We start from the raw sequence: 21,022 nt of genomic DNA on the forward strand, positions 1-21,022 counted from the left end.
CGGAGCGCGCTGACACGCGTACGAGAACCCACCGTAGCGTGCTGCGGGCTGATGGGATGACCGCAGCGGCCTGCGCAAACACTATCTCGCACATCCGCTCGTGCTCACCCCAAAGAGTCACCGATGGTGGGGAGTTGGGAACGCTCCGTGGTGGCGCGGGGAGAAAAGGCGCTCGGATACCCCTGATGATTTTACGAGAATCCTCAAATGGTCGTCTCTTTTGAGTGATTGCCGCACGTCTTTCCTTCCTCCTACCGTCTCGCACCATGACGACTTCGACGGAACCGTCCTCCGGCGGCAACCCTTCCCACGCCCAGTTGAGCCTGGCCACCGCGGCCGCCCGCAATCTCGCCACCACCACCAAAACGCCCCCGCAGATGCAGGGCATCACCTCCCGGTGGCTGCTCAAAGTCCTGCCCTGGGTGCAGGTTTCCGGCGGTACGTTCCGGGTGAACCGGCGGCTCAGCCACACTCTCGGAAACGGCCGGATCGAATTCGTGTCCACCGGCGCCGAGGTGCGGGTCATCCCCGCGGAACTCGGCGAACTCCCGGCCCTGTCCGGATTCACCGACGAGGAGGTCCTCGCGGAACTCGCCGCCTCCTGCGTGCAGCGGGACTTCACCCCCGGCGAGACGATCCTCGAACCCGGCGCGCCCGCCGACACGGTGATCCTGATCGCCCACGGCAAGCTCAGCGAACGCGGCGCCGGACTCTACGACGCCGAGACCGAGTTCCGGGTCCTCGCGGACGGCGACTTCTACGGGGACGCCGCCCTCACCGGCCCCGACGCCGAGCCCGGCCGCCTCGAACACGGACTGACGGCCCTGACCAGCGGCACCGTCCTCACCTTGAGCCGGGCCGCCTTCGACCGGGTGCGCGAGCGATCCGAGACGCTGAGCGCCCACCTCGCCCGGGCCGGCGGCCGGGACGCCTCCGCCCGGTCCCACAACGCCCACGGCGAATCCGCCATCGAACTCGCCTCCGGGCACGCCGGGGAACCCGACCTCCCCGGTACTTTCGCCGACTACGACCTCAGCCCCCGCGAGTACGAGCTGAGCGTCGCGCAGACCGTGCTGCGCGTCCACACCCGGGTCGCCGACCTCTACAACGAGCCGATGAACCAGGTCGAGGAGCAGCTGCGGCTGACCATCGAGGCGTTGCGCGAACGCCAGGAGCACGAGCTGGTCAACAACCGCGACTTCGGCCTGCTGCACAACGCCGACCTGCGGCAGCGCATCCACACCCGCTCCGGCCCGCCCACCCCCGACGACCTCGACGAACTCCTGGCCTCCGTCTGGAAGGAGCCCAGCGTCATCCTGGCCCACCCCAAGGCCATCGCCGCCTTCGGCCGGGAACTCAGCCGCCGCGGCCTCTACCCCGCCAACGCCGACCTCGACGGCCACGCCGTCCCGGCCTGGCGCGGCGTCCCCGTCCTGCCCTGCGACAAGATCCCGGTCACCGACCGCGGCACCACCTCGATCCTGGCCCTGCGCACCGGCGAGAAGGCCCAAGGCGTCGTCGGACTCCACCGCACCGGAATTCCCGACGAATACCAGCCCAGCCTTTCCGTGCGCTTCATGGGTATCAATGAGAAGGCCGTCATCTCCTATCTGGTGAGCGCCTATTACTCGGTGGCCGTTCTGGTGCCGGACGCGCTCGGCATTCTCGAGGACGTGGAGATCGGGCACTGATCATGACGACTTCCCTCGATCCGGCGGCCTCCGTACCGCCCGCCGCCTCCAGCCTCGACACCGCGGCAGCGCGTAATCTCGCGAGCACCACCAAGACGCCCCCGCAGATGCAGGGAATCTCTTCGCGGTGGCTGCTGAAAATCCTTCCCTGGGTGCAGGTCTCGGCCGGCACCTTCCGCGTCAACCGGCGGCTCACCCACACGGTCGGGAACGGCCGGGTGGAATTCGTCAGCTCCGGCGCGCAGGTCCGGGTCATCCCGGCCCAGCTCACCGAACTGCCCGCGCTGCACGGCATCACCGACCACGAGCTGCTCACCACCCTCGCCGGCCACTGCGAACAGCGCGAGTACGGGCCGGGCGACGTCATCGCCGCCCTCGGCCGTCCGGTCGAGGAGATCCTGCTGATCGCCCACGGCAAGATCAGGAAGCTCGGCCCCGCCGCCTACGACGAGGCCGCGGAGCTCGGCACCCTCGCCGACGGCGACTTCACCGGCGACGACGCCCTGGCCGCTTCCGAACCCGGCACCTGGCCGCACACCCTCAAGGCCGTCACCCGCTCCACCGTCCTGGCCCTGCCGCTCGCCCGGGTCCGCGCCGTCGCCGACGTGGCACCCGCCCTGCGCGCCCATCTGGAGGAGGTGGCCGCCGCCGCCCGCAGCGCCCCCGCCCGCAACAAGCGCGGCGAGGCCGACATCGCGCTGGCCGCCGGGCACACCGGCGAGCCCGACCTGCCCGGCACCTTCGCCGAGTACGACCTGCACCCGCGCGAGTACGAGCTGAGCGTCGCCCAGACCGTGCTGCGCGTCCACACCCGGGTCGCCGATCTCTACAGCGAACCCATGGACCAGGTCGAGGAGCAGCTGCGGCTCACCGTGCAGGCGTTGCGCGAACGCCAGGAGCACGAGCTGGTCAACAACCGCGAGTTCGGCCTGCTGCACAACGCCGACCTGCGGCAGCGCATCCACACCCGCACCGGGCCGCCCACCCCCGAGGACCTCGACGAGCTCATCTCACGGCGCCGCAAGACCCAGTACCTGCTGGCCCATCCGCGCACCATCGCCGCCTTCGGACGCCAGTGCAGCGCCCGCGGGATCTATCCGCAGGACACCGAGATCGAGGGCGTACGGCTGCGCTCGTGGCGCGGCATCCCGCTGCTGCCCTGCGACAAGATCCCGGTGACCGCCGCCGGCACCAGCTCCGTCCTCGCCCTGCGCACCGGTCAGGAGAACCAGGGAGTCGTCGGGCTGCACCAGACGGGAATTCCCGATGAATACGAACCCAGTCTGAACGTCCGCTTCATGGGCATCAACGACAAGGCGGTGATCTCCTACCTCGTCAGTGCCTACTACTCGGCGGCCGTTCTGGTGCCCGACGCCCTCGGCATTCTGGAGGACGTCGAAATCTGACCGTAATCCACCGCCGCTTTTCGGACAGCACGAACGCCGGCCACCGCGGGGGTTTCGCCCGGAGCCCCCGCGGGCCGGTTGACCGCAACCGGTGACGAACCCGCCCGCGCCGCCCTACTGCTCGCTCCAGTAGCCGCCCTGATGACCCTGACCCTGACCCTGCTGAGCCGCACCGGGGTACGGGTGCTGCTGATGCTGCTGCGCCGCCGGGTACTGACCCTGGTACCCCTGCGCCTGTCCCTGTCCCTGTCCCTGTCCCGGGCCCTGCCCCGGTCCGTGGCCCTGCTGGGCGGCCTGTGCGTAGTTCTGGCCCTGCCCCTGGCTGTGTCCCTGGTTCGGGTAGCCGTACCCGCCGGGCTGCGCCGGTCGCGGCGCCGCCGGACGGGGCGCGGCGGCCGGCCGCATCTGCTGCGGGGCCGGGGCGGGCGCCCCCTGCTGGCCCGGGTAGGGCCGCTGCACCGGGGCCTGCTGGGGTATGTAGGCGGCCGGGGCCTGCGGCGCGGGCGCCGGAAGCTGCTGGCGGGCCGGCATCGCCGACTGGTACTCGGGATAGCCGTTCGGCTGGTAGCCGTGCTGCTGCGGGGCCGGGGCCGGCGAGGCCGCCGAAGGCAGGGCCGGCAGCGCGGGCAGGGCCGGCTGGGAGCTGGGCACGGGGTTGGCGGACGGGAAGCCGTGCAGCTGATCGTAGGGCAGCGAGACCCGGATGGGGGCGATCTGCGGGGTTCCCCGCTCGGCCACCAACCTGTCGTAGATGGGCGTGTCAGGGAATGACGGTGAGGAGTAGCCACCGCCGTAGGGGCGAGGGGAGGTCATGCTCCATAAGTTAAGCCCACCGTGTGGTGGTTGGGGAGAGCGATTAGCGGGTCTTTTGCCGTCCCTGGAGGGCCCCCGAGCACGCGATACCCGTGAATATCGGGAAAACCGGAGAAAAGTGTCCGATGAGTGATCACATACCGCCGCCGCGCCCCGGCCGACGGGGGCGTACCCGAGGGTAGTTGGACCGGTGGTGCATAGTTGATGACGCGCCCCAGGACAGCGGCGCGCCGGCCCGGCCACCCGACGCGGAGGAAGCGAAGATGCTCAAAGGTGCCAATGTTCCGGTGACGGCACGCTCGGTCCGTGTCGAGATCGGCTGGCAGGCCGCCCCCGGCGCACCCGACGTGGACGCATCGGCGCTGCTGCTCTCCGACCGCAAGGTCCGCTCGGACGACGACTTCATCTTCTACAACCAGCCCCGGCACGCCTCGGGCGCCGTGCGGCACGAGGGCAAGCAGCCCGCCGGCGGCACCGTCACCGACCGGCTCGGCGTCGACCTCGGCTCCGTGGAGCCCGGCATCGAGACCGTGGTGCTGGCCGCCTCCGCCGACGGCGGCGCCTTCGGCGCGGTCCCCGGACTGCACATCCGGCTGCTGGACGGCGACAGCGGCGCCGAACTGGCCCGCTTCGACAGCGAGGACGCCTCCACCGAGACCGCGTTCGTCCTGGGCGAGCTGTACCGGCGCGGCGGTGGCTGGAAGTTCCGCGCCGTGGGCCAGGGTTACGACAGCGGGCTGAGCGGCCTCGCCACCGACTTCGGCATCTCGGTGGACGACACCCCGGCGCCGCCCACCGCCCCGCCCGTACCGGCCCAGGCGCCGCCCGTGGCCGCCACCCCGCCCGTACCGGCGCAGGCGCCCGCCCAGCCCGCTGCCGCGCCCGCCGCCCCGGTCCGGCTGAGCAAGGTCACGCTCACCAAGAGCGCCCCCAGCATCTCGCTGGCCAAGCAGGGCGCCACCAGCGGCACCATCCGCGTCAACCTCAACTGGCAGGAACGCGCCCAGGAGCAGCAGAGCTGGAAGCAGAAGTTCAGCAAGGCCATGGGCGGGGCCCTCGACCTCGACCTGTGCGCCCTGTTCGAGCTGGCCGACGGCCGCAAGGGTGTCGTCCAGGCCCTGGGCAACGCGTTCGGCGCCCTGCACCAGCCCCCGTACATCCACCTCGACGGCGATGACCGCACGGGCGCGGTGGCCGCCGGCGAGAACCTCACCATCAACCTCGATCACGTCCGCGATCTGCGTCGCATCGTGATCTTCGTGACCGTCTACTCCGGCGCCGCGAGCCTCAAGGACATCGCGGCCACCGTCACGCTCACCCCGCAGCACGGCGCCCCCGTCGAGTTCACCCTCGACGAGTGCACCGTCGACTCCCCGGTGTGTGTCCTGGCCCTGCTCACCAACACCAACGGCGAGCTGATCGTCCAGCGCGAGGCCCGCTACCTGGTGCCCGAGCCCCGGGTCAGCCCGCAGCGCACCGTCGACTACGCCTACGGCTGGGGCATGCAGTGGACCCCCGGCAGCAAGTGAACGGATCCCCGCGCACGTAGGCTGGCGGGTGTGAAGATCGCACTCGTCGACTCCGGTCTTGGGCTGCTGGCCGCCGCTGCCGCCGTACGCCGGCAGCGGCCCGACGCCACCCTGCTGCTCTCCGGCGACCCCGAGGGCATGCCCTGGGGCCCCAGGACCCCGCAGGACATCACCGCCCGGGCGCTGGAGTGCGCCCGGGCGGCCGCCCGGCACCGCCCCGACGCGCTGATCGTCGCCTGCAACACCGCCTCGGTCCACGCCCTGGAGGCGCTGCGGGCCGAGCTGGAACCGGGCATCCCGGTCATCGGCACGGTGCCCGCCATCAAGCCGGCCGCCGCCGCGGGCCGCCCCTTCGCCATCTGGGCCACCCCCGCCACCACCGGCAGCCCCTACCAGCGCCGGCTCATCGCGGACTTCGCCGGGGGCGCCACCGCCACCGAGGTGCCCTGCCACGGGCTCGCCGACGCCGTGGAACGCGCCGACCGCGACGCCGTCGACGCCGCCGTGACGGCCGCCGCCGCACTCACCCCGGCCGGCACCACGGCCGTCGTGCTCGGCTGCACCCACTACGAACTCGTCACCGGCCCCATCCGGGAGCACCTGGCGCACCTGGGTCCCGTGCCGCTGTACGGCTCGGCGGACGCCGTCGCCGCGCAGGCGCTGCGCCGGATCGGTGCCGCGCCCGCGCCGGACGCGCCCGCCACCGGCGCTCTGCTGGTGCTGGCGGGCGGCCGGGAGGCACCGCTGCCGGCCGCCGCCCTCGCCTACCCGGAGACGCGCGGACTGAGCGGCGGGCCGAACCAGGCAGCCGCGTCCGCGACCCGGGCCCGCGCGATCCGGGCCAGCTGACGGTCGGCGAGCGGTGGCAGGGCGTCCGGTGCGAACCAGCCGACCTCCAAGGACTCGTCGTCGTTGACCCGCGCCGTGCCCCCGACGGGGCGGCAGCGGAAGCAGATGTCCATGTACTGGCACCGGTCGCCGTTCGGGTACTCCACGACGTCGGTCGGCCCGACCGACACCACCCGTTCCACCTCGACCTCGACGGCGGTCTCCTCGTACACCTCGCGCACCGCCGTCAGGGCCGGCTCCTCGCCGGGCTCCGGGATCCCGCCGATGACGGTCCACGCGCCGCTGTCCGCCCTGCGTACCAGCAGCACCCGCTCCCGGTCATCGATGACGACGGCGCTGACGCCCGGCAGCCACAGCAACTGGTGCCCTGCGGACCGCCGGAGGTCGCGAATGAAGTCTGGGGTAGCCATGGCCCGACCCTAGCCGTACCGGAGGGGCCGGAGCAGGGCGTGACCGGGGGCGGAACGGTCAGTCGCGCGGCCCGCGGACTCCGCCCTCCAGCGTCCTGATGACGCGCTCCAGGGCGATGTGCCGAGGCGTGCCGTTCTCGTCCGTCAGCTCCCAGCCGGCGGAGATCAGGTACCACAGCGTGCGGATGAACCAGTCGAGCTCCAGCTCGCGGTCGAAGTAACGCTCCCGCTGGCCCCGTTGGAAGAGCATGGCGACCGGCATGTGCGCCCGTTCCCACACGGTGTCGTCCCAGTCGCCCGCGCCGACCTCGTTGAACAGGAAGTTGACCCGGAATCCGAGGTCGAACATCGTCCGCACCAGTCGGCGGAAGGCCTCGTCCACCGGGCCGTCGTCGAGCCTGGCCTCCGCCAGCCGGTGCTGGGTGGTGTCCGCGCAGTCGATCAGCAGGGCCCGGACCAGCGCCGACCGGTCGGGAAAGTAGCGGTGCAGAGTGCTGCGGCCGACCTCGGCCGCCTGGGCGATCTCGCCCATGGAGGCCGTCGCGTCACGCGCGAACACCTCGATCGCCGCGTCGAGGATCGCCCGCCGCGTGCGGGCCAGCGTTCCGGGGGAGGGGGCCGTCGCTGCCATGGCCTCCATAGTAGATGTGCCCCTCACCTGGGACGATATGGCCCAACTGAGAGCAAGAAGTTTTATTGTAGAGATATACGTTCAACGGTGGGACACTCTGTCCCATGGTGAATTCTTCCACGTCACCGGGAGCGCCGCCGGTTCCGTCTCCCGCGCCCCCGGCCCCGCCGTCATCCGCGTCCCTGCCCGATCCTCCTCCATCTCCCCCGCCCACCTCCCGTTCCGCTCCGCCCCTACCGCCGGACGGGAACCGGGTGCTGCTGCGCCCCCCGGCGCACCGGGTGGAGCGGCGGGCGATCGCGCTGTGGACGGCGCGGGCGCTCGCCCTCGTCCTGCCCGCGGCCGGTGTGCCGGCGCTGCTGCACGGGCTCTGGCCGGCGGCCCGGCCGTGGACCGGGCCGGTCCTGATCGCCGCCACCGTGCTGCTCCCGCTCTACGTTCTGCTGATGCCCGCCCTGCGCTACCGCGTCCACCGCTGGGAGAGCACCGAGGACGCGGTCTTCGCGGCGGAGGGCTGGATCGTCCGGCAGTGGCGGATCGCGCCGATCTCCCGCATACAGACGGTGGACACCGTACGGGGCCCGGTGGAGCAACTGCTCGGGCTGGCCACGCTGGTGGTCACCACGGCCTCCTCCAGCGGCGCCATCACCATCCGTGGTCTGGACCCGGCCACCGCCGAACGCGAGGCCGAGCGACTCACCCTGATCACCCGCCGCACCCCGGGTGACGCCACATGAGTCCCGCCGTGCCGGCCGGCGGTCCGCCCTGGCGCCGGCTCGACCCGAGGCTGATCTGGGCGGACGGGCTGCGCGCGGTGCTGTCGATGCTGCCCGGCGTCATCACCCTGGTCTTCCTCGACGCCGGGGGCACCATGACGACGGGACCGCTGCTAGCGCTCGCCGGCTGGGGCCTGTGGGGCGCGCTGCGCGACCTGGTGCGCTGGCTGACCACCAGGTACCGGCTCACCGCCACCCATGTGGAGTGCCACACCGGGCTGCTCGTCCGCAGTTTCCGGTCGGTCGCCCGTGAGCGGATCCGGACGGTGGACCTCGACGCCCGGCTGATCCACCGGGCCGCCCGGGTGTGCCGGGTCACCATCGGCGCGGGTCAGACGAACACGGCGCAGGAGGCGGCGCTCGTCCTGGACGCGCTCTCCCGGGACGCGGCCGAGCGGCTGCGCCGTGAACTGACCGGCGCTCCGCGGGAGGAGGCGGCGGCGGAGGTCCGGGATCCCGCGCTGGCCGAGTTCGACCGACGGTGGGTCGTGTACAACCTGTTCGGGATCTGGGCACTGCTGTCCGGGGCCGGCCTGCTGTTCGGGGCGACGTTCGCCCTGGGTGCCCTCGGGCTCGACCTGGTCGGCCTGTTCCGTTCCGGGGCGGACGCGCTGGACCTGGGCACGGCGGGCACGATCGGCTTCGGCTACGTGCTGCTGGTGGTGGCGGGGGCGGTCGGTATGGGGACCCAGTTCTTCACCGGCCAGGCCTTCTTCCGGCTCACCCGGGAGCGGGGAGAGCACGGCGGCAGCGTACTGCGCACCCGGCGCGGCCTGTTCCGGACCCGGGAGGCCGTGCGGGACGAGGCGAGGACGCGCGGGGTGACCCTCTCCGAGCCGCTGCTGTGGCGCTGGCTGGGGACCACGGACACCAGCCTCATCACCACGGGCGCCTTCTGGTGGAGCGAGAGCACGACGCTGCTGCCGCGCGGGCCGCGCCGGATCGCCCGCCGGGTGGCGGCGGAGGTCCTCGGCGACGACGGCCCGCTGACCGCGCCGACGGTGCGGCACCCGGCCGCGGCCCTGCGCCGGCGGCTGATGTGGGCGCTGTGCGCGGTGGCCGCCATCACCCTGGCCACGGCGCCGTTGGGGCGGCCGGTATGGGGGGCGACACTCGCGGTGGTCACGCCGCCCGCGCTGGGCCTGGCCTTCGCCGGGTACCGCTCCCTCGGCCACGCGGTGACGGACGGATACCTGGTGCTGCGCGCCGGGGCGATGACCCGGAACACCTCGGTGCTGCGCCGCTCCGCCGTCAGTGGCGTCTGCGTCCGGCAGTCCCCGCTGCAACGACGGTTGGGCCTGGCCACCGTCCGGGTCAGCACGGCGGCGGGGGAGGGCTCGTACGCCGCCCGGGACCTGGCGATCGCGGACGCGGTGCCGCTGGCGGTGTCGGCGCTGCCCGTGGTGGCTGCCTTCCGGACGGATGACGGCGGACCGCGCACCGCGTAGCGGCGGCCGTCCCGCCCGCCCGGGCCGGCCCGGGCGGGCTCTGGGGCGATCCCCCCGGCCGGTGCCCGCCCGGAACACGGCCGGGGGCCGCCCTCAGATCTTGCGGAAGGTGTAGGCGTCCCCGGCGGCGTCCGCCACCGCCTGGAGATCCGCCCCCGCCGAGGCCGTGACCACCGCCGCCACCGCGCCCTCCACGAACGGGGCGTCCACCAGCCGGGTACGCGGCGGCAGCTCGTCGCCCTCGGCCAGCAGCGCCTGCACGGTGAGCACCGCGCTGCCCAGGTCCGCCAGCACCGCCACCCCCGCGCCCCGGTCCACCCGGCGCACCGCCTCGGTGATCAGCTCCGCGTTGGTGCCCAGACCGCCGTCCGCGTCACCGCCGGCCGCCGCCAGCAGCGTCAGCCGCCCGCCACCGGCCAGCCCGGCCGCCAGCCGTACCACCGACTCCGCCACCTCCTTGCTGTGCGAGACCAGCACGATCCCGACCAGTGCCTCCTCCTCAGACATCGCCGGCCACCTCCGCCAGGGTCGCGAACAGCAGCGCCGAGGACGTCGCCCCCGGATCCTGGTGCCCGACGCTGCGTTCCCCGAGATAGCTGGCCCGGCCGCGCCGCGCCCGCATCGGGATGGTGGCCTCCGCCCCGCGCGCGGCCGCGTCCCGCGCCGCCGGATAGGACTCGGCCAGCGCCCGGACCCCCGGGATCAGCGCGTCCAGCATCGTCTTGTCACCCGCCTCGGACTTGCCCAGCGTCCCGACCGCCCGCACGCCCTCGTCGAGCGCGTCCCGCAGCTCGGCGTCCGACACCTCGGGTGCGTCGCCCAGCGCCTTGCCGGTACGCCGCAGCAGCGTCCCGTACAGCGGCCCCGACGCCCCGCCGACCTTGGAGATCAGCGTCCGCCCGGCCAGCATCAGCACCGCGCCGGGTGTGAGCACCACATCGGGCTCCTGCGCCGCCAGCGCCTCGGACACCGCCCGGAAGCCGCGCCGCAGATTGGCGCCGTGATCGGCGTCGCCGATGGCCGCGTCCAGCTCCGTGAGCCGGTCGGCCTCCTCGTCCACGGCCCGTGTCGTCGCGGTGAGCCAGCGACGGAAGAATTCCGCGTCCATCCTCGTCCTCACACTCCCCTGGCTCAACGGCCCCAGCGCAGCCCCGGCGTGCTCACCGGCGCGTCCCACAGCCGCAGCAGCTCCTCGTCCACCTGGCACAGCGTCACCGAAGCGCCCGCCATGTCGAGCGAGGTGACGTAATTGCCGACGAGGGTACGCGCCACCGAGACCCCGCGGGCCGTCAGAACCCGCTGCACCTCGGCGTTGAAGCCGTACAGCTCCAGCAGCGGCGTCCCGCCCATGCCGTTGACCAGCGCCAGCACCGGACCGTCCGGGCGCAGATCCTCCAGCAGCGCGTCCACCGCGACATCCGCGATCTCACCCGAGGTCATCATGGCGCGCCGCTCGCGGCCCGGCTCGCCGTGGATGCCGATGCCCAGTTCCAGTTCGCCCGCCGGCAGATCGAAGGTGGCGCCGCCCTTGGCGGGGGTGGAGCAGGCGCTGAGCGCGACCCCGAAGCTGCGGGAGGAGTCGGAGACCTGGCGGGCGATCGCCGCCACCCGGTCCAGGCTCGCGCCCTCCTCGGCGGCGGCGCCGGCCAGCTTCTCCACGAACAGGGTGCCGCCGGTGCCGCGCCGGCCGGCCGTGTACGTGCTGTCGGTGACGGCCACATCGTCCTGGACGAGGACCTTGGCGATCCGTACGCCCTCGTCCTCGGCCAGTTCGGCCGCCATGTCGAAGTTGAGGACGTCGCCCGTGTAGTTCTTGACGATCAGCAGCACACCGGACCCGCTGTCGACGGCGGCGGCCGCTCGTACCATCTGATCGGGAACGGGAGAGGTGAAGACCTCCCCGGCACAGGCGGCGTCCAGCATGCCGGGGCCGACGAAGCCGCCGTGCAGCGGCTCGTGACCCGATCCGCCGCCGGAGACCAGCCCCACCTTGCCGGCCACCGGGGCGTCCCGCCGCACGATCACCCGGTTGTCGACGTCGACGACCAACTCCGGGTGGGCCAGGGCCATTCCGTGCAGTGCGTCGGAGACCACCCGTTCCGGGACGTTCATCAGCATCTTCATTCGGCCAGCCTACGGACGAGGGACCCGTACGGCACCCGGGCGCGCGGCGTCCGGGGGAGCGGGAACCCGGGGGCAGGGGCGGGCCGGATGCGCAGCGGCGCCGCGCCGCACAGGGTGAGGGAGAAGGGCGACGCGGCGGCGGGCGGAGGAGGCCGAGGTGACGCACAGCAGACTGCGGGTGGTGCTGCTCATCGCGCTGACCTTCGCCACCGGCTCGGTGGACGCCGTCAGCTATCTGACCCTGGACCGGGTCTTCACCGCCAACATGACCGGCAACGTGGCGCTGCTCGGCTTCGCCGCCGCCGGGCACGGCGAGGTCCCGCTGCTGCGCACGGGCATCGCGCTGGCCGCGTTCGTGGTCGGCGCGGTGACGGCCGGACGGGTCGTACGGGAGACGGTGCCGCCCGGCGCCTGGCCGGCCCGGGTCGTCGCGGTACTGACCGCGAGCACCCTGACCCTGGTCCTGGTGACGGCCCTGTGGGCGGTCGCCACCCGTGACGTGCTGGCCGGGCTGCTCGGCTTCGCCATGGGGCTGCAGGGCGGCGCGGTCCGGCGGCTGGGCGTCGCCGACCTGCCCACCACCGTCATCACCAGCACGCTCACCGCGCTGGCGATCGCCGAGTCCCCGCGGCGGCGGCGCAGGACGGCGGCCCCGGTGGCGCTGCTGCTGGGCGCCTTCGGCGGGGCCCTGCTGATCCACTGGCATCCGCTCCTGGGCCTGCTGCCGGCGCTGCTCACCCAGGTGGCGGTACTGGTGGTGGCCGCAGCCTGGGGTAAAACGGTGGCGGCGCGGCCGGGTGGTGGGGGAGGGTCGGCGTCATGGTGTCGATAGTGGAGAACGTGGCGATCGACTGCGCGAACGCCTACGAGCTGGCCGAGTTCTGGAGCAAGGTGACCGGGTACCCGCAGCACGCGGAGGACGGTCCCGGCGCCGAGGAGACCCAGGTGCTGCTGCCCTCCGGGCCGCTGCTGCACTTCAACCAGGTACCGGAGCCCAAGACCGTCAAGAACCGCATCCATCTGTGTCTGCGCCCGGACACCAGCCGCGAGGAGGAGACCGCACGGCTGCTGGACCTCGGCGCCACCCTGGTCGCGGACCACCGGCGGCCCGACGGAACGGGGTGGGTCATCCTCGCGGATCCCGAGGGCAACGAGTTCTGTGTGCTGCGCAGCGCGTCCCAGCGCGCCGCGCACGCCGCCGACGGCTGAGCGAGCGGCCCGGGCCCGCCCGGCGTCAGGCCCGCATCAGATCCGCCAGCTGCTCCAGCTGCGCCCCGTCCTCCAGGGCCGAACCCACTCCCACCGCCCGGCAGCCGGCGGCCAGGAAGTCCTGGGCGTTGTAGGCGTCGACGCCGCCCGTCGCCACCAGCGACACGTCGGGGAACGGGGCGAGCTGGGCACGGACCCAGCCCGGGGTCAGCTGGGCGGCCGGGAACACCTTCAGCCAGCCGAGGCCGAGTGCCAGCGCCTGCGCGATCTCCGTGGCGCTCGCGACCCCCGGCAGATACGGCAGTCCGTGCTCACCGCAGGCCCCGGCCACCTCCGGCAGCATCCCCGGTGAGACGGCGAACGCGGCGCCCGCCACCGCCACCTCCCGCACCTGCGCCGCCGAGAGCACGGACCCGGCCCCGACCGGCAGCCCACGCTCGGCCCCGGCGGCGACGGCGGCCCGCAGGGAGGAGAACGCGGACGGGTCCTGGACCGGCACCTCGACCATCCGGATGCCCAGGTCCCAGGCCCGCTCGCACAGTTCCACGGTGGCTTCCGGGTCGTACCCCCGGAAGATCCCCATCACCGGGACACCGGCGAACGCCTCGTCGAAGAACGTGGAGCGGGGGAGGGGAAGATCCGTCATCGGGGCGACTCCTGTACGGCGCGGGGCGGTCCGTCCTTGTTCCCGCATCATCGGGCACGGTGCGTCCCGCGGCGCGCGCCGCGCGGGGCCTGCGCCCACGCGTGCCGTCGATCAGCCCACGGGCCCGTTCCGGGCCCCGCACTGCCGCGCGCCGCCCGGCGAAGGCGGTCACCTCCTTGAGTGACGCACTGCCGGACCCGAGGGCCGCCGTGGCCGCCGCCCGGGCCGCCTCCAGCGCCTCCCCGGCCCGGCCGCTCACCGTTACGGGGCCGGCCGGGGCCGTCATACTGGCCCCCTGCGGAGACGTCTCCGCCCGGGTCGGGAATGGCGGAAGAAGGGGGACATGACGGAGCGTCCGGTGATTCACGGCCGGTATCAGCTGCTGGAGCTGATCGGCCGGGGCGGCATGGGGGAGGTCTGGAGCGCCCGGGACGAGGCACTGGACCGGCGGGTGGCCGTCAAATGCCTCAAGCCGCTGGGGTCGGGGCGCGAGGAGTCCTTCCTGCGGGTGCTGCGGCAGCGCTTCCGGCGCGAGGCGCGGGTGGCGGCCGGACTCCAGCACCGGGGGATCACCGTCGTCCACGATTTCGGCGAGGACGACGGACTGCTGTACCTCGTCATGGAACTGCTCGTCGGCCGCAACCTCAGCCAGGTGCTGAACGAGGGCGGCGGCGCCCCGCTGCCCGTCGAGGACGTCACCGACATCGCGGCCCAGACCGCCGCCGCCCTCGCCTACACCCACGAACAGGGTGTGGTGCACCGCGACCTCAAGCCCGCCAACGTGATGCGGCTGACCGACGGCACCGTCAAGATCTGCGACTTCGGCATCGCCAGGCTCGCCCACGACATCGGGTTCTCCACCAAACTGACCGGCTTCGGCATGGCCATGGGCACCCCGCACTACATGTCGCCCGAGCAGATCGCCGGACAGCCCGTGGACCACCGCGGCGATCTGTACTCGCTGGGCTGTGTGCTGTACGAGCTGGCCACCGGCGCACCGCCCTTCGACCTCGGCGACCCCTGGGCCATCCTGATCGGCCACCGCGACCATCTCCCGGTGCCGCCCAGCAGCCACCGCCCGGAGATCCCCGAACCGCTGGACCGGCTGATCCTCGCGCTGCTCGCCAAACGTCCCGAGGACCGCCCGGCGGACGCCGCCGTGCTGGTACGGGAGCTGGACGCCGGCCCGGTGACCCCGGCCGGCGGCAGCGGCGGAGGCAGCGGCGTCGACGGTGAGGGACCGCTGCCGGAGTGGACCCGCGGGATGCGCGCCGGATCCCGGGCCAGCGGCTCGTGGTCGCTGCGCCTGCCGCCCCCCGACCGCACGTCCGGCCTCACCGGACCGTGGACCGGCCCGGTCACCAGCACGCTGCCCGGGCCGCGCCCCGCCCCCGAGTACCTGGCCGTGCTCGCCGGACGGCACCGCGCCGCCCTCGCGCTGGGCCGCCTCGACCGCTGGCCCGAGGCGTACGAGGCACACCGCGCGCTGGCTGCCGAACGCGAACGCGCCCTGGGCGCCGCTCATCCGGACACTCTGGCCAGCCAGTACCAGCTCGCCCACGCGCTGCGCCGCCTGGGCCGCTGGGCCGAGGCGCTCGCCGCCCACCGGCCGGTCGCCGTCACCGGGGCGCCCGAGGCGCTGGACGCCCGGTTCGAGATGGGGATCTGCCTGGGCAGGCTCGGCCACCCCGACCAGGCGCTCGCCCTGTACCAGGAGCTGATCGCGGTGTGCGCCGCCCGGTTCGGGGACCGCCATCCGCGGACGCTGCGCGCCCGGCACGGCCGGGGCATCTCGCTGGGGCGGCTGGGCCGCTGGCCGGAGGCACTGGCGGAGGCCCGGCAGGTGTGGTCGCTGCGCGCCAGGGTGCTGGGCCCCGACGACCGGGACACCCTCGTCAGCCGCCGCGAGATCGCCATCGCGCTGGGCTGGCTGGGCCGCTGGGCGGAGGCGCTGACCGAGTACCGGCAGGTGCGCCGGGCCCGGGAGAAGGTGCTCGGCGCCGCCCATCCGGACACCGCCACCAGCCGCAACGACGAGGCGTACTGCCTGGAACGCCTGGGCCGCCCGCAGGAGGCGGCACTGCTGTACCGGCGGGCGGCCGACGGCTGGGACAACGGCTGGGAGAGCGGCTGGGACAGCGGTGCCGGTCCCGGCGGATGACCGGCGCGGGCCACGTACCATTGCGGGTATGTCCTTTCTCCGCCGCCGCAGCGCCGCGTCCCCCGCGGGCCCGGACTTCGACGTACTGGCCATGGATCCCGGTGACTGGCCGGGAGTTCTGGGCGCCGGCCTGCTGCCCGCGCCCGACGGCAGCTGCCAGGGTGTGGTGCTGCGCTACGACCTGTTCGGCGGGCGCGGCCCCGCGATGGTCATCGGCAACCTCCCGCAGGGGTCGCCGGCCCGCGACATCGAAGAGGACGATGTGCCCTTCGAGGTGCATCAGCTGCTCGCGGCCCTGGAGATCGACGAGGACGTGCGGGTCATCGGGTCCGAGGACATCCCCGTGATGCACGACGACAACCTGCTGATCGTGCACCGGATCACCTGCTCGGAGAGCCGGGTGTCCTGCGTGCAGTTCGACCGCAGCGACGGGGTGCTGGTCACCATCGCCAGCTGGGAGCGGCCGATCACCGACGAGCTGTACCAGCTGCTGAAGCCGCTGCCCGCGGAGATGTTCCAGCAGTAGCGCGCGGCGCGGCCGGCCCGGGCCGCCTCAGGAGGCCGGCAGCAGGCGCACGTCGGCCGCCCGGACGTACCCGATCCGGTGGCCGATCTGGATCTGGTGGTACTCCTCGCCCCTGATCACCCGGTGCCGCGCCGGGTCGAAGGAGCGTGCCGCGAGGAACTCGGCGGCCGTGCTCAGCCCGAGCGCGTACTCCTGGTCCGCCGGGAACTCCGCGATCGGCGTCACCTTCTCCGGCGGCAGGTCCTGCGGATAGGCGGCCGCCTCGGGGTAGGCGCGGCCGTACACCGGTACGGTGTCCCCCTTGCCGGTGCCGCTCGCCCCGGTGACGCGCGCGCCGTCGGCGCGGTACGCGGTCCGGGCGTCCGGGGGGTTGTGGAACCAGCCCTTGCGGCCGTCGTACCAGATCGCCGTCCACTCGCCGCGCTGCTCGGCGAGCACGAAGGCCTGTCCGGCACCGGCGCGGGCGCCGGTGTCCCCGATGTCCAGCGAGGAGTTGCCCAGCAGTGGCGCCTTCGGGTCGGGGGAGGAGCGCAGCGCCACCCCGGAGAAGCCCTCGCCCGTGCCGCCCGCGTACGGTGGGTCGATGACCACCAGCGGGCCGTCGGCCACTTCCTCGGCCCCCGCTCCGAAGGGCGCCCCGAGCAGGTCGAAGTAGTGCGCCCAGTCCCAGTACGGGCCCGGGTCGTTGTGCATGGCGGAGGCGTTCTCGGGCAGCGTGGGCGGCACATTGTGGTGGCCGATGATGTGGTGCCGGTCCAGCGGGATGTCGTACGCGGCGGCCAGGTGGCGCACCAGGCGGGCCGAGGAGCGGTACATCGCCTCCGTGTACCAGGCGGTGGGCTCGGCCAGGAAGCCCTCGTGCTCGATGCCGATGGACTTGCTGTTGACGTACCAGTTCCCGGCGTGCCAGGCGACGTCCGAGGTGGGCACGTGCTGGGCGATCAGGCCGTCCGAGGAGCGCAGGGTGTAGTGCCAGGAGACGTAGCGCGGGTCCTCGATCAGCTCGGTCATGCTGTCGAAGTAGCCCTCGACGTCGTGGATGACGATGTACTCCACGCGCTGTGAGGCGGGCCGGTCGGCCTTGTCGTGGTTGCCGTAGTCGGGTTCGCCGTCGGCGCCGGGGTACTCCTCGTACGCGGCGGGCTGCCATACGCAGGTCACGTCGGCGGGGCATTCGGTGGCGTCCGCCGTGGCGTTCGCGGCGCCGGGCAGGCCGAGCAGCGCCAGTTGGGCGGTGGCGGGGGACAGGCGCGGGTGGGCGGGCAGGTGCAGGTACTGGCCCTCCGGGGTGTGGCGGGCCTGGCCCTCGGTGAGGACGGTGTACAGCTCGTCGGCGAAGGCCGCGGCGCCCTGCGCGGTGTCGGCGCCGGAGTAACGGGCCACCGCGCCGTACCAGTTCGCCGGGTCACCGCTCGCGGGCAGGCCGAGGTCGCGCTGGGCGCGGGCGAGGAGCGCGGCCCCGCCGGCGGCGTTGGCGGCCGGGTCGGTGCGCAGCCGTTCGGCGGGCAGGCCGGTCAGTTCGGCGGCGCGCTCCGCGGTGGCCCAGCCGGGGCCGTCCTCCCGCAGCTGCATCGGGCCGTGGCCGCCGGTGACCGAGGGGGCGCCGTCGTGGTGCTCCCAGCGGGAGTGGAGGTAGCCGAGGCCGAGCAGGAGCGCCTCGGGCACCTCGTAGCGCTCGGCGGCGGCGCCGAACTCCTGCCGCAGGGACGTTTCGTGTGCCGGTGCCGGTGCCGGTGGCGCGGCGAGTGCGCCGCCGGGGAGCAGCAGTGCCGTCGCGACGGCGAGGCCCAGGGCGGCACGGGACGCGCGGCGGCCGGTGCGGTGTACGGACTCCACGCTCGTATGACTATATGTCTGCTATGCGTGAGTCAACGACCTCACCCGCGCGCCGCCCGGCCCGCACCGCCTCAGCGCGTCCCCACCGCCGCCCGTACCGCCCGCCGCGCCAGCGCCCAGTCGTCGTGCAGCCGGCGCAGCAACAGCCGCTGCTCCTCGCCGTACGCCATCCCGCCCGCCGTCGCCGGACCCGGCGCCGCCCGCATCGCCCGCTGCACCGCCTCCTCACAGATCCGGATCTCCCGGGTGAGGATCAGCATCAGATTCACCAGAAAGGCGTCCCGGCCGGCCGGGCCCGACGTCTGCGCCGTCTGGCTGATCCGGCGGCGCGCCAGCGGCGCGTCCCCCAGACACGCCCACAGCGTCGCCAGGTCGTACCCCGGCAGATACCAGCCCGCCGCGTCCCAGCCCACCAGCACAGGACCGGTCGGCGACAGCACCACGCTGCTCACCAGCGCCTCGCCGTGGCAGAACTGCCGCGGCAGCTCCTGCCCCGGGTCCCGCAGCCCGCGCAGCCCGTGCAGCAGCGCCTGCAGATCGCCGATGTCGCGATCGGTGAGCAGCCCGAGCGCGTGGTAGCGGGCCAGCTGCGCCGGATAGTTGACGGCGTCGTCGAAGGCACCGGGCGGCGGCTGCCACTGGCCGAGCCGCACCAGCGAGCCCAGCAGCGCCCGCTCGTCCGCCACGCTCGGCGGCGACAGCGGATGCCGCACGCCGGCGGCCGGCCGCCCCGGGATGAACTCCGTCACCAGTGTGCAGCTGTGCGGATCGGCGGCCACCAGCTTCGGCACCCGGACCGGCGGCCGGTGCCGTACGAAGCTGCGGTACGCCGCTATCTCCTGCCGGGCCCGCTCGGCCCGCGCCGGTTGGGCGGGGGCGTCCAGCAGGCACTTGGCGACGGCCGCCCGCCGCCCCGTCATCCCGGCGATCACCAGGGAGGGGCCGCGCTCCCGCAGTACCTGGACCGCGCTGAACTCCGGACAGATCTCCTGCACCGCGGCCAGCGCCGCACGCAGCCGGGCCCCACGCGCACCCGAGAGGTCCAGCCGGGCGCCGCCCGGCGGCGGGGCGGCACGGCCGACGGCCCGGCCGGGCCGCTCAGCGGTGAGTGCGGCGGACGGGGCTCCTGCGCCGGTACGGTCGGCCAGGCGCGGCCGGGGCCGGTTGAACACGGGTGAGGGTGCTGAGTACATGGGCGGGCAGGGTCCCTTCGTACGCCGGTACGTTCGAGGGCGCTCCCGGCCCGGGCCCGCACGGGCATCCTGGGGAATGCCCGCCGGAGACCGGACCGGGGTGGCGCGGTTCTACACCACCGCCCCGGGCGGGTGGCGCACCACCAGGCGGACCCTGGCGAACCCTGGCGAATGGGCATCGCGACCCTCCTTGGCGGTTACTGTCAACTCAGCCGAGATCCTGGGGGCTTGACGTGAGCAGACGACCCAACACCCGCCTGGCCGACCTGTTCAGGCTGGCGGGGTGGTCCAAGGGCGAACTCGCCCGCCTGGTCAACCGCCAGGCGGCCGCCCAGGGCCATCCCCAGCTGTCCACGGACACCTCACGGGTACGGCGCTGGATCGAGGTGGGGGAAACCCCCCGCGATCCGGTGCCCGGGGTGCTGGCAGCGCTGTTCACCGAGCGACTCGGCCGTGTCGTGACCATCGAGGATCTCGGGTTGCGCCGGCCAGGGGATGCGGGGACACGCCAGTCCATCGACGGGCTGCCGTGGGCTCCCCGGCGGACAGCCGAGGTTCTCACCGAATTCACGGGAATGGACCTCATGCTCAACCGACGCGGCATGGTGGGCGCGGGCGCCGCGCTCGCCGCAGGCTCCGCACTCAGCGACGCCATGCACGACTGGCTTCTGACCCGTCCTGGCTCAGGTGCCTCCTCCCCCTCCGAACTCACTCCCGGCAGTATCGATTCAGCGGGCCTCGACCGGTACGAGGCGGCCCCCGTCGGCTCCGAGGAGATCGACGCCCTGGAAAGCTCCGTCGACATCTTCCGCGCCTGGGACGCCAAGAAGGGCGGCGGACTGCAGCGCAAGGCGGTGGTCGGCCAGCTCAACGAGGTGGGCGGCATACTCGCCTACCGCCACCCACCGCATCTGCAGCGGCGGTTGTGGGGGGTGGCGGCCAACCTGGCCGTCCTGGCGGGCTGGATGTCCCACGACGTGGGCCTGGAACCCACCGCACAGAAGTACTTCGTGATAGCCGCCCACGCGGCCAAGGAGAGTGGTGACCGGCCCCGGACCGGCGAGGCGCTCTCCCGGGCGGCACGCCAGATGGTGCACCTGGGCCGGCCCGACGAGGCGCTGGACCTGATGCAGCTCGCCAAGCGCGGCGCCGGGGACGAGGCGCTGCCGCGCACCCGCGCCATGCTGTTCACCATCGAGGCGTGGGCACAGGCGTCCCTGGGGCGCGGGCAGGCGATGCGCCGCACCCTGGGCGAGGCCGAGGACCTGTTCGTCTCCGATCGCACCGACGTGCCGCCGCCGAGCTGGATGCAGATGTTCGACGAGGCGGATCTGCACGGGATGCAGGCCCTGGCGTACCGCACCCTGGCCGAACACGACCCGGCGGCGGCCCGGATCGCCGAGCGGCACGCCAACGAGGCGCTGGCGCTGCGTATCAAGGACCGGCAGCGGGCCATGCTGTTCGACCAGATCTCGCTGGCCTCCGCGCACTTCATCGCGGACGAACCCGATCAGGCCACGAACACGGCGCGGCTGGCCCTGCACAGCATCCGCGAGAACTCGTCCCTGCGGACCTGGGACCGGCTGCGCCAGATGTACCGGCTCAGCGCCTACTACCGGGGCTACGCCACGGTGGACGAACTGCGGGAGGAGCTGGAGGCGGCCATGCCCAGGGCACTGCCCGCGGGCAGCGCCAGAGTCTGAGGGCTGTCCGGCGCATCCCGCCCACCCGGGGGCAGCTCCCGGCCGCCGAGTGGGGAGCGTCGCGGGCCGGG

The 21,022-nt window shown here is 73.5% G+C and carries 19 protein-coding genes and 1 pseudogene; 11 read left to right on the forward strand and 9 right to left on the reverse strand.

Features of this window, described 5'->3' with window-relative positions:
- The first annotated feature begins 266 nt into the window (after positions 1-266).
- Positions 267-1,691 carry a family 2B encapsulin nanocompartment shell protein gene (locus tag H7827_RS25185; protein ID WP_432747440.1) on the forward strand — a complete coding sequence of 475 codons (1,425 nt, stop codon included), beginning with the start codon at positions 267-269 and terminating at the stop codon, positions 1,689-1,691.
- A gap of 2 nt (positions 1,692-1,693) precedes the next feature.
- Positions 1,694-3,097, forward strand: coding sequence for a family 2B encapsulin nanocompartment shell protein (locus tag H7827_RS25190; RefSeq protein ID WP_432747441.1), 1,404 nt, complete (start codon positions 1,694-1,696; stop codon positions 3,095-3,097).
- A gap of 315 nt (positions 3,098-3,412) precedes the next feature.
- Here H7827_RS25190 and H7827_RS25195 read toward each other — a convergent pair.
- A pseudogene (locus H7827_RS25195) lies at positions 3,413-3,910 on the reverse strand (DUF6643 family protein); the annotation flags it as partial.
- A gap of 263 nt (positions 3,911-4,173) precedes the next feature.
- Here H7827_RS25195 and H7827_RS25200 point away from each other — a divergent pair.
- Both H7827_RS25200 and H7827_RS25205 read left to right on the forward strand, forming a co-directional pair.
- Positions 4,174-5,439, forward strand: coding sequence for a TerD family protein (locus tag H7827_RS25200; protein ID WP_432747442.1), 1,266 nt, complete (start codon positions 4,174-4,176; stop codon positions 5,437-5,439).
- A gap of 30 nt (positions 5,440-5,469) precedes the next feature.
- Positions 5,470-6,288, forward strand: a complete 819-nt coding sequence (locus tag H7827_RS25205; RefSeq protein WP_432747443.1) for a glutamate racemase — start codon at positions 5,470-5,472, stop codon at positions 6,286-6,288.
- Here H7827_RS25205 and H7827_RS25210 read toward each other — a convergent pair.
- Both H7827_RS25210 and H7827_RS25215 read right to left on the reverse strand, forming a co-directional pair.
- Complete coding sequence (locus H7827_RS25210; protein WP_432747444.1) at positions 6,204-6,698, reverse strand: NUDIX hydrolase; 495 nt, start codon at positions 6,696-6,698, stop codon at positions 6,204-6,206. The two genes, H7827_RS25205 and H7827_RS25210, sit on opposite strands and share 85 nt — an antisense overlap.
- Positions 6,699-6,756: 58 nt before the next feature.
- A complete protein-coding gene (locus tag H7827_RS25215) occupies positions 6,757-7,329 on the reverse strand; it encodes a TetR/AcrR family transcriptional regulator (RefSeq protein ID WP_432747445.1) in 573 nt (190 codons plus the stop codon).
- Positions 7,330-7,583: 254 nt separating this feature from the next.
- On the opposite strand from H7827_RS25215, the gene H7827_RS25220 reads away from it, so the two are divergent.
- Together H7827_RS25220 and H7827_RS25225 are read left to right on the forward strand one after the other, a co-directional pair.
- Positions 7,584-8,066, forward strand: coding sequence for a PH domain-containing protein (locus tag H7827_RS25220; RefSeq protein ID WP_432747446.1), 483 nt, complete (start codon positions 7,584-7,586; stop codon positions 8,064-8,066).
- A complete protein-coding gene (locus H7827_RS25225; RefSeq protein WP_432747447.1) occupies positions 8,063-9,553 on the forward strand; it encodes a PH domain-containing protein in 1,491 nt (496 codons plus the stop codon). The genes H7827_RS25220 and H7827_RS25225 overlap by 4 nt, the downstream gene beginning before the upstream one ends.
- A gap of 93 nt (positions 9,554-9,646) precedes the next feature.
- Here the strand turns inward: H7827_RS25225 and H7827_RS25230 are convergent, their stop codons facing one another.
- Genes H7827_RS25230 through dhaK form a run of 3 tightly spaced genes read right to left on the reverse strand, consistent with a single transcriptional unit; the run spans position 9,647 to position 11,677 of the window.
- Positions 9,647-10,060: a PTS-dependent dihydroxyacetone kinase phosphotransferase subunit DhaM gene (locus tag H7827_RS25230; RefSeq protein WP_386539769.1), complete on the reverse strand. Its 414-nt coding sequence runs from the start codon at positions 10,058-10,060 to the stop codon at positions 9,647-9,649.
- Positions 10,053-10,661, reverse strand: coding sequence for a dihydroxyacetone kinase subunit DhaL (gene dhaL, locus H7827_RS25235; RefSeq protein WP_386539770.1), 609 nt, complete (start codon positions 10,659-10,661; stop codon positions 10,053-10,055). The genes H7827_RS25230 and dhaL overlap by 8 nt, the downstream gene beginning before the upstream one ends.
- A 23-nt stretch (positions 10,662-10,684) precedes the next feature.
- Positions 10,685-11,677: a dihydroxyacetone kinase subunit DhaK gene (dhaK, locus tag H7827_RS25240; protein ID WP_432747448.1), complete on the reverse strand. Its 993-nt coding sequence runs from the start codon at positions 11,675-11,677 to the stop codon at positions 10,685-10,687.
- A 157-nt stretch (positions 11,678-11,834) separates the two neighbouring features.
- On the opposite strand from dhaK, the gene H7827_RS25245 reads away from it, so the two are divergent.
- On the forward strand, positions 11,835-12,509 hold the full coding sequence (locus H7827_RS25245; RefSeq protein WP_432747449.1) for a YoaK family protein: 675 nt from the start codon (positions 11,835-11,837) through the stop codon (positions 12,507-12,509).
- On the forward strand, positions 12,497-12,886 hold the full coding sequence (locus H7827_RS25250) for a VOC family protein (RefSeq protein WP_386539773.1): 390 nt from the start codon (positions 12,497-12,499) through the stop codon (positions 12,884-12,886). The genes H7827_RS25245 and H7827_RS25250 overlap by 13 nt, the downstream gene beginning before the upstream one ends.
- Before the next feature lie 25 nt (positions 12,887-12,911).
- Here the strand turns inward: H7827_RS25250 and H7827_RS25255 are convergent, their stop codons facing one another.
- Positions 12,912-13,532: a bifunctional 4-hydroxy-2-oxoglutarate aldolase/2-dehydro-3-deoxy-phosphogluconate aldolase gene (locus tag H7827_RS25255; protein ID WP_030728008.1), complete on the reverse strand. Its 621-nt coding sequence runs from the start codon at positions 13,530-13,532 to the stop codon at positions 12,912-12,914.
- 343 nt (positions 13,533-13,875) lie between these two features.
- On the opposite strand from H7827_RS25255, the gene H7827_RS25260 reads away from it, so the two are divergent.
- Together H7827_RS25260 and H7827_RS25265 are read left to right on the forward strand one after the other, a co-directional pair.
- Positions 13,876-15,693, forward strand: a complete 1,818-nt coding sequence (locus tag H7827_RS25260; protein WP_432747450.1) for a protein kinase domain-containing protein — start codon at positions 13,876-13,878, stop codon at positions 15,691-15,693.
- A gap of 28 nt (positions 15,694-15,721) precedes the next feature.
- Positions 15,722-16,219 carry a hypothetical protein gene (locus tag H7827_RS25265; RefSeq protein WP_030728004.1) on the forward strand — a complete coding sequence of 166 codons (498 nt, stop codon included), beginning with the start codon at positions 15,722-15,724 and terminating at the stop codon, positions 16,217-16,219.
- Positions 16,220-16,246: 27 nt separating this feature from the next.
- Here the strand turns inward: H7827_RS25265 and H7827_RS25270 are convergent, their stop codons facing one another.
- On the reverse strand, positions 16,247-18,055 hold the full coding sequence (locus H7827_RS25270; RefSeq protein ID WP_432747451.1) for an N-acetylmuramoyl-L-alanine amidase: 1,809 nt from the start codon (positions 18,053-18,055) through the stop codon (positions 16,247-16,249).
- A gap of 71 nt (positions 18,056-18,126) precedes the next feature.
- The gene (locus tag H7827_RS25275) at positions 18,127-19,248 is read right to left on the reverse strand and encodes a phosphotransferase (protein ID WP_386539776.1); all 1,122 of its coding nucleotides are present in this window, start codon (positions 19,246-19,248) and stop codon (positions 18,127-18,129) included.
- A gap of 233 nt (positions 19,249-19,481) precedes the next feature.
- Here H7827_RS25275 and H7827_RS25280 point away from each other — a divergent pair, with 233 nt between their 5' ends.
- Positions 19,482-20,951: a DNA-binding protein NsdB gene (locus tag H7827_RS25280; protein WP_364245577.1), complete on the forward strand. Its 1,470-nt coding sequence runs from the start codon at positions 19,482-19,484 to the stop codon at positions 20,949-20,951.
- Positions 20,952-21,022: the final 71 nt, after the last annotated feature.

This window comes from Streptomyces sp. JH002 (assembly GCF_050916115.1).
In the GTDB taxonomy this organism is placed as follows: domain Bacteria; phylum Actinomycetota; class Actinomycetes; order Streptomycetales; family Streptomycetaceae; genus Streptomyces; species Streptomyces xiamenensis.

Coding starts and splice junctions, on each gene's coding strand:
- H7827_RS25250 (WP_386539773.1), top strand. CDS start 12,497: ATGGTGTCGATAGTGGAGAACGTGGCGATCGACTGCGCGAACGCCTAC.
- H7827_RS25225 (WP_432747447.1), top strand. CDS start 8,063: ATGAGTCCCGCCGTGCCGGCCGGCGGTCCGCCCTGGCGCCGGCTCGAC.
- dhaK (WP_432747448.1), bottom strand. CDS start 11,677: ATGAAGATGCTGATGAACGTCCCGGAACGGGTGGTCTCCGACGCACTG.
- dhaL (WP_386539770.1), bottom strand. CDS start 10,661: ATGGACGCGGAATTCTTCCGTCGCTGGCTCACCGCGACGACACGGGCC.
- H7827_RS25260 (WP_432747450.1), top strand. CDS start 13,876: ATGACGGAGCGTCCGGTGATTCACGGCCGGTATCAGCTGCTGGAGCTG.
- H7827_RS25185 (WP_432747440.1), top strand. CDS start 267: ATGACGACTTCGACGGAACCGTCCTCCGGCGGCAACCCTTCCCACGCC.
- H7827_RS25265 (WP_030728004.1), top strand. CDS start 15,722: ATGTCCTTTCTCCGCCGCCGCAGCGCCGCGTCCCCCGCGGGCCCGGAC.
- H7827_RS25215 (WP_432747445.1), bottom strand. CDS start 7,329: ATGGCAGCGACGGCCCCCTCCCCCGGAACGCTGGCCCGCACGCGGCGG.
- H7827_RS25230 (WP_386539769.1), bottom strand. CDS start 10,060: ATGTCTGAGGAGGAGGCACTGGTCGGGATCGTGCTGGTCTCGCACAGC.
- H7827_RS25190 (WP_432747441.1), top strand. CDS start 1,694: ATGACGACTTCCCTCGATCCGGCGGCCTCCGTACCGCCCGCCGCCTCC.
- H7827_RS25210 (WP_432747444.1), bottom strand. CDS start 6,698: ATGGCTACCCCAGACTTCATTCGCGACCTCCGGCGGTCCGCAGGGCAC.
- H7827_RS25275 (WP_386539776.1), bottom strand. CDS start 19,248: ATGTACTCAGCACCCTCACCCGTGTTCAACCGGCCCCGGCCGCGCCTG.
- H7827_RS25200 (WP_432747442.1), top strand. CDS start 4,174: ATGCTCAAAGGTGCCAATGTTCCGGTGACGGCACGCTCGGTCCGTGTC.
- H7827_RS25255 (WP_030728008.1), bottom strand. CDS start 13,532: ATGACGGATCTTCCCCTCCCCCGCTCCACGTTCTTCGACGAGGCGTTC.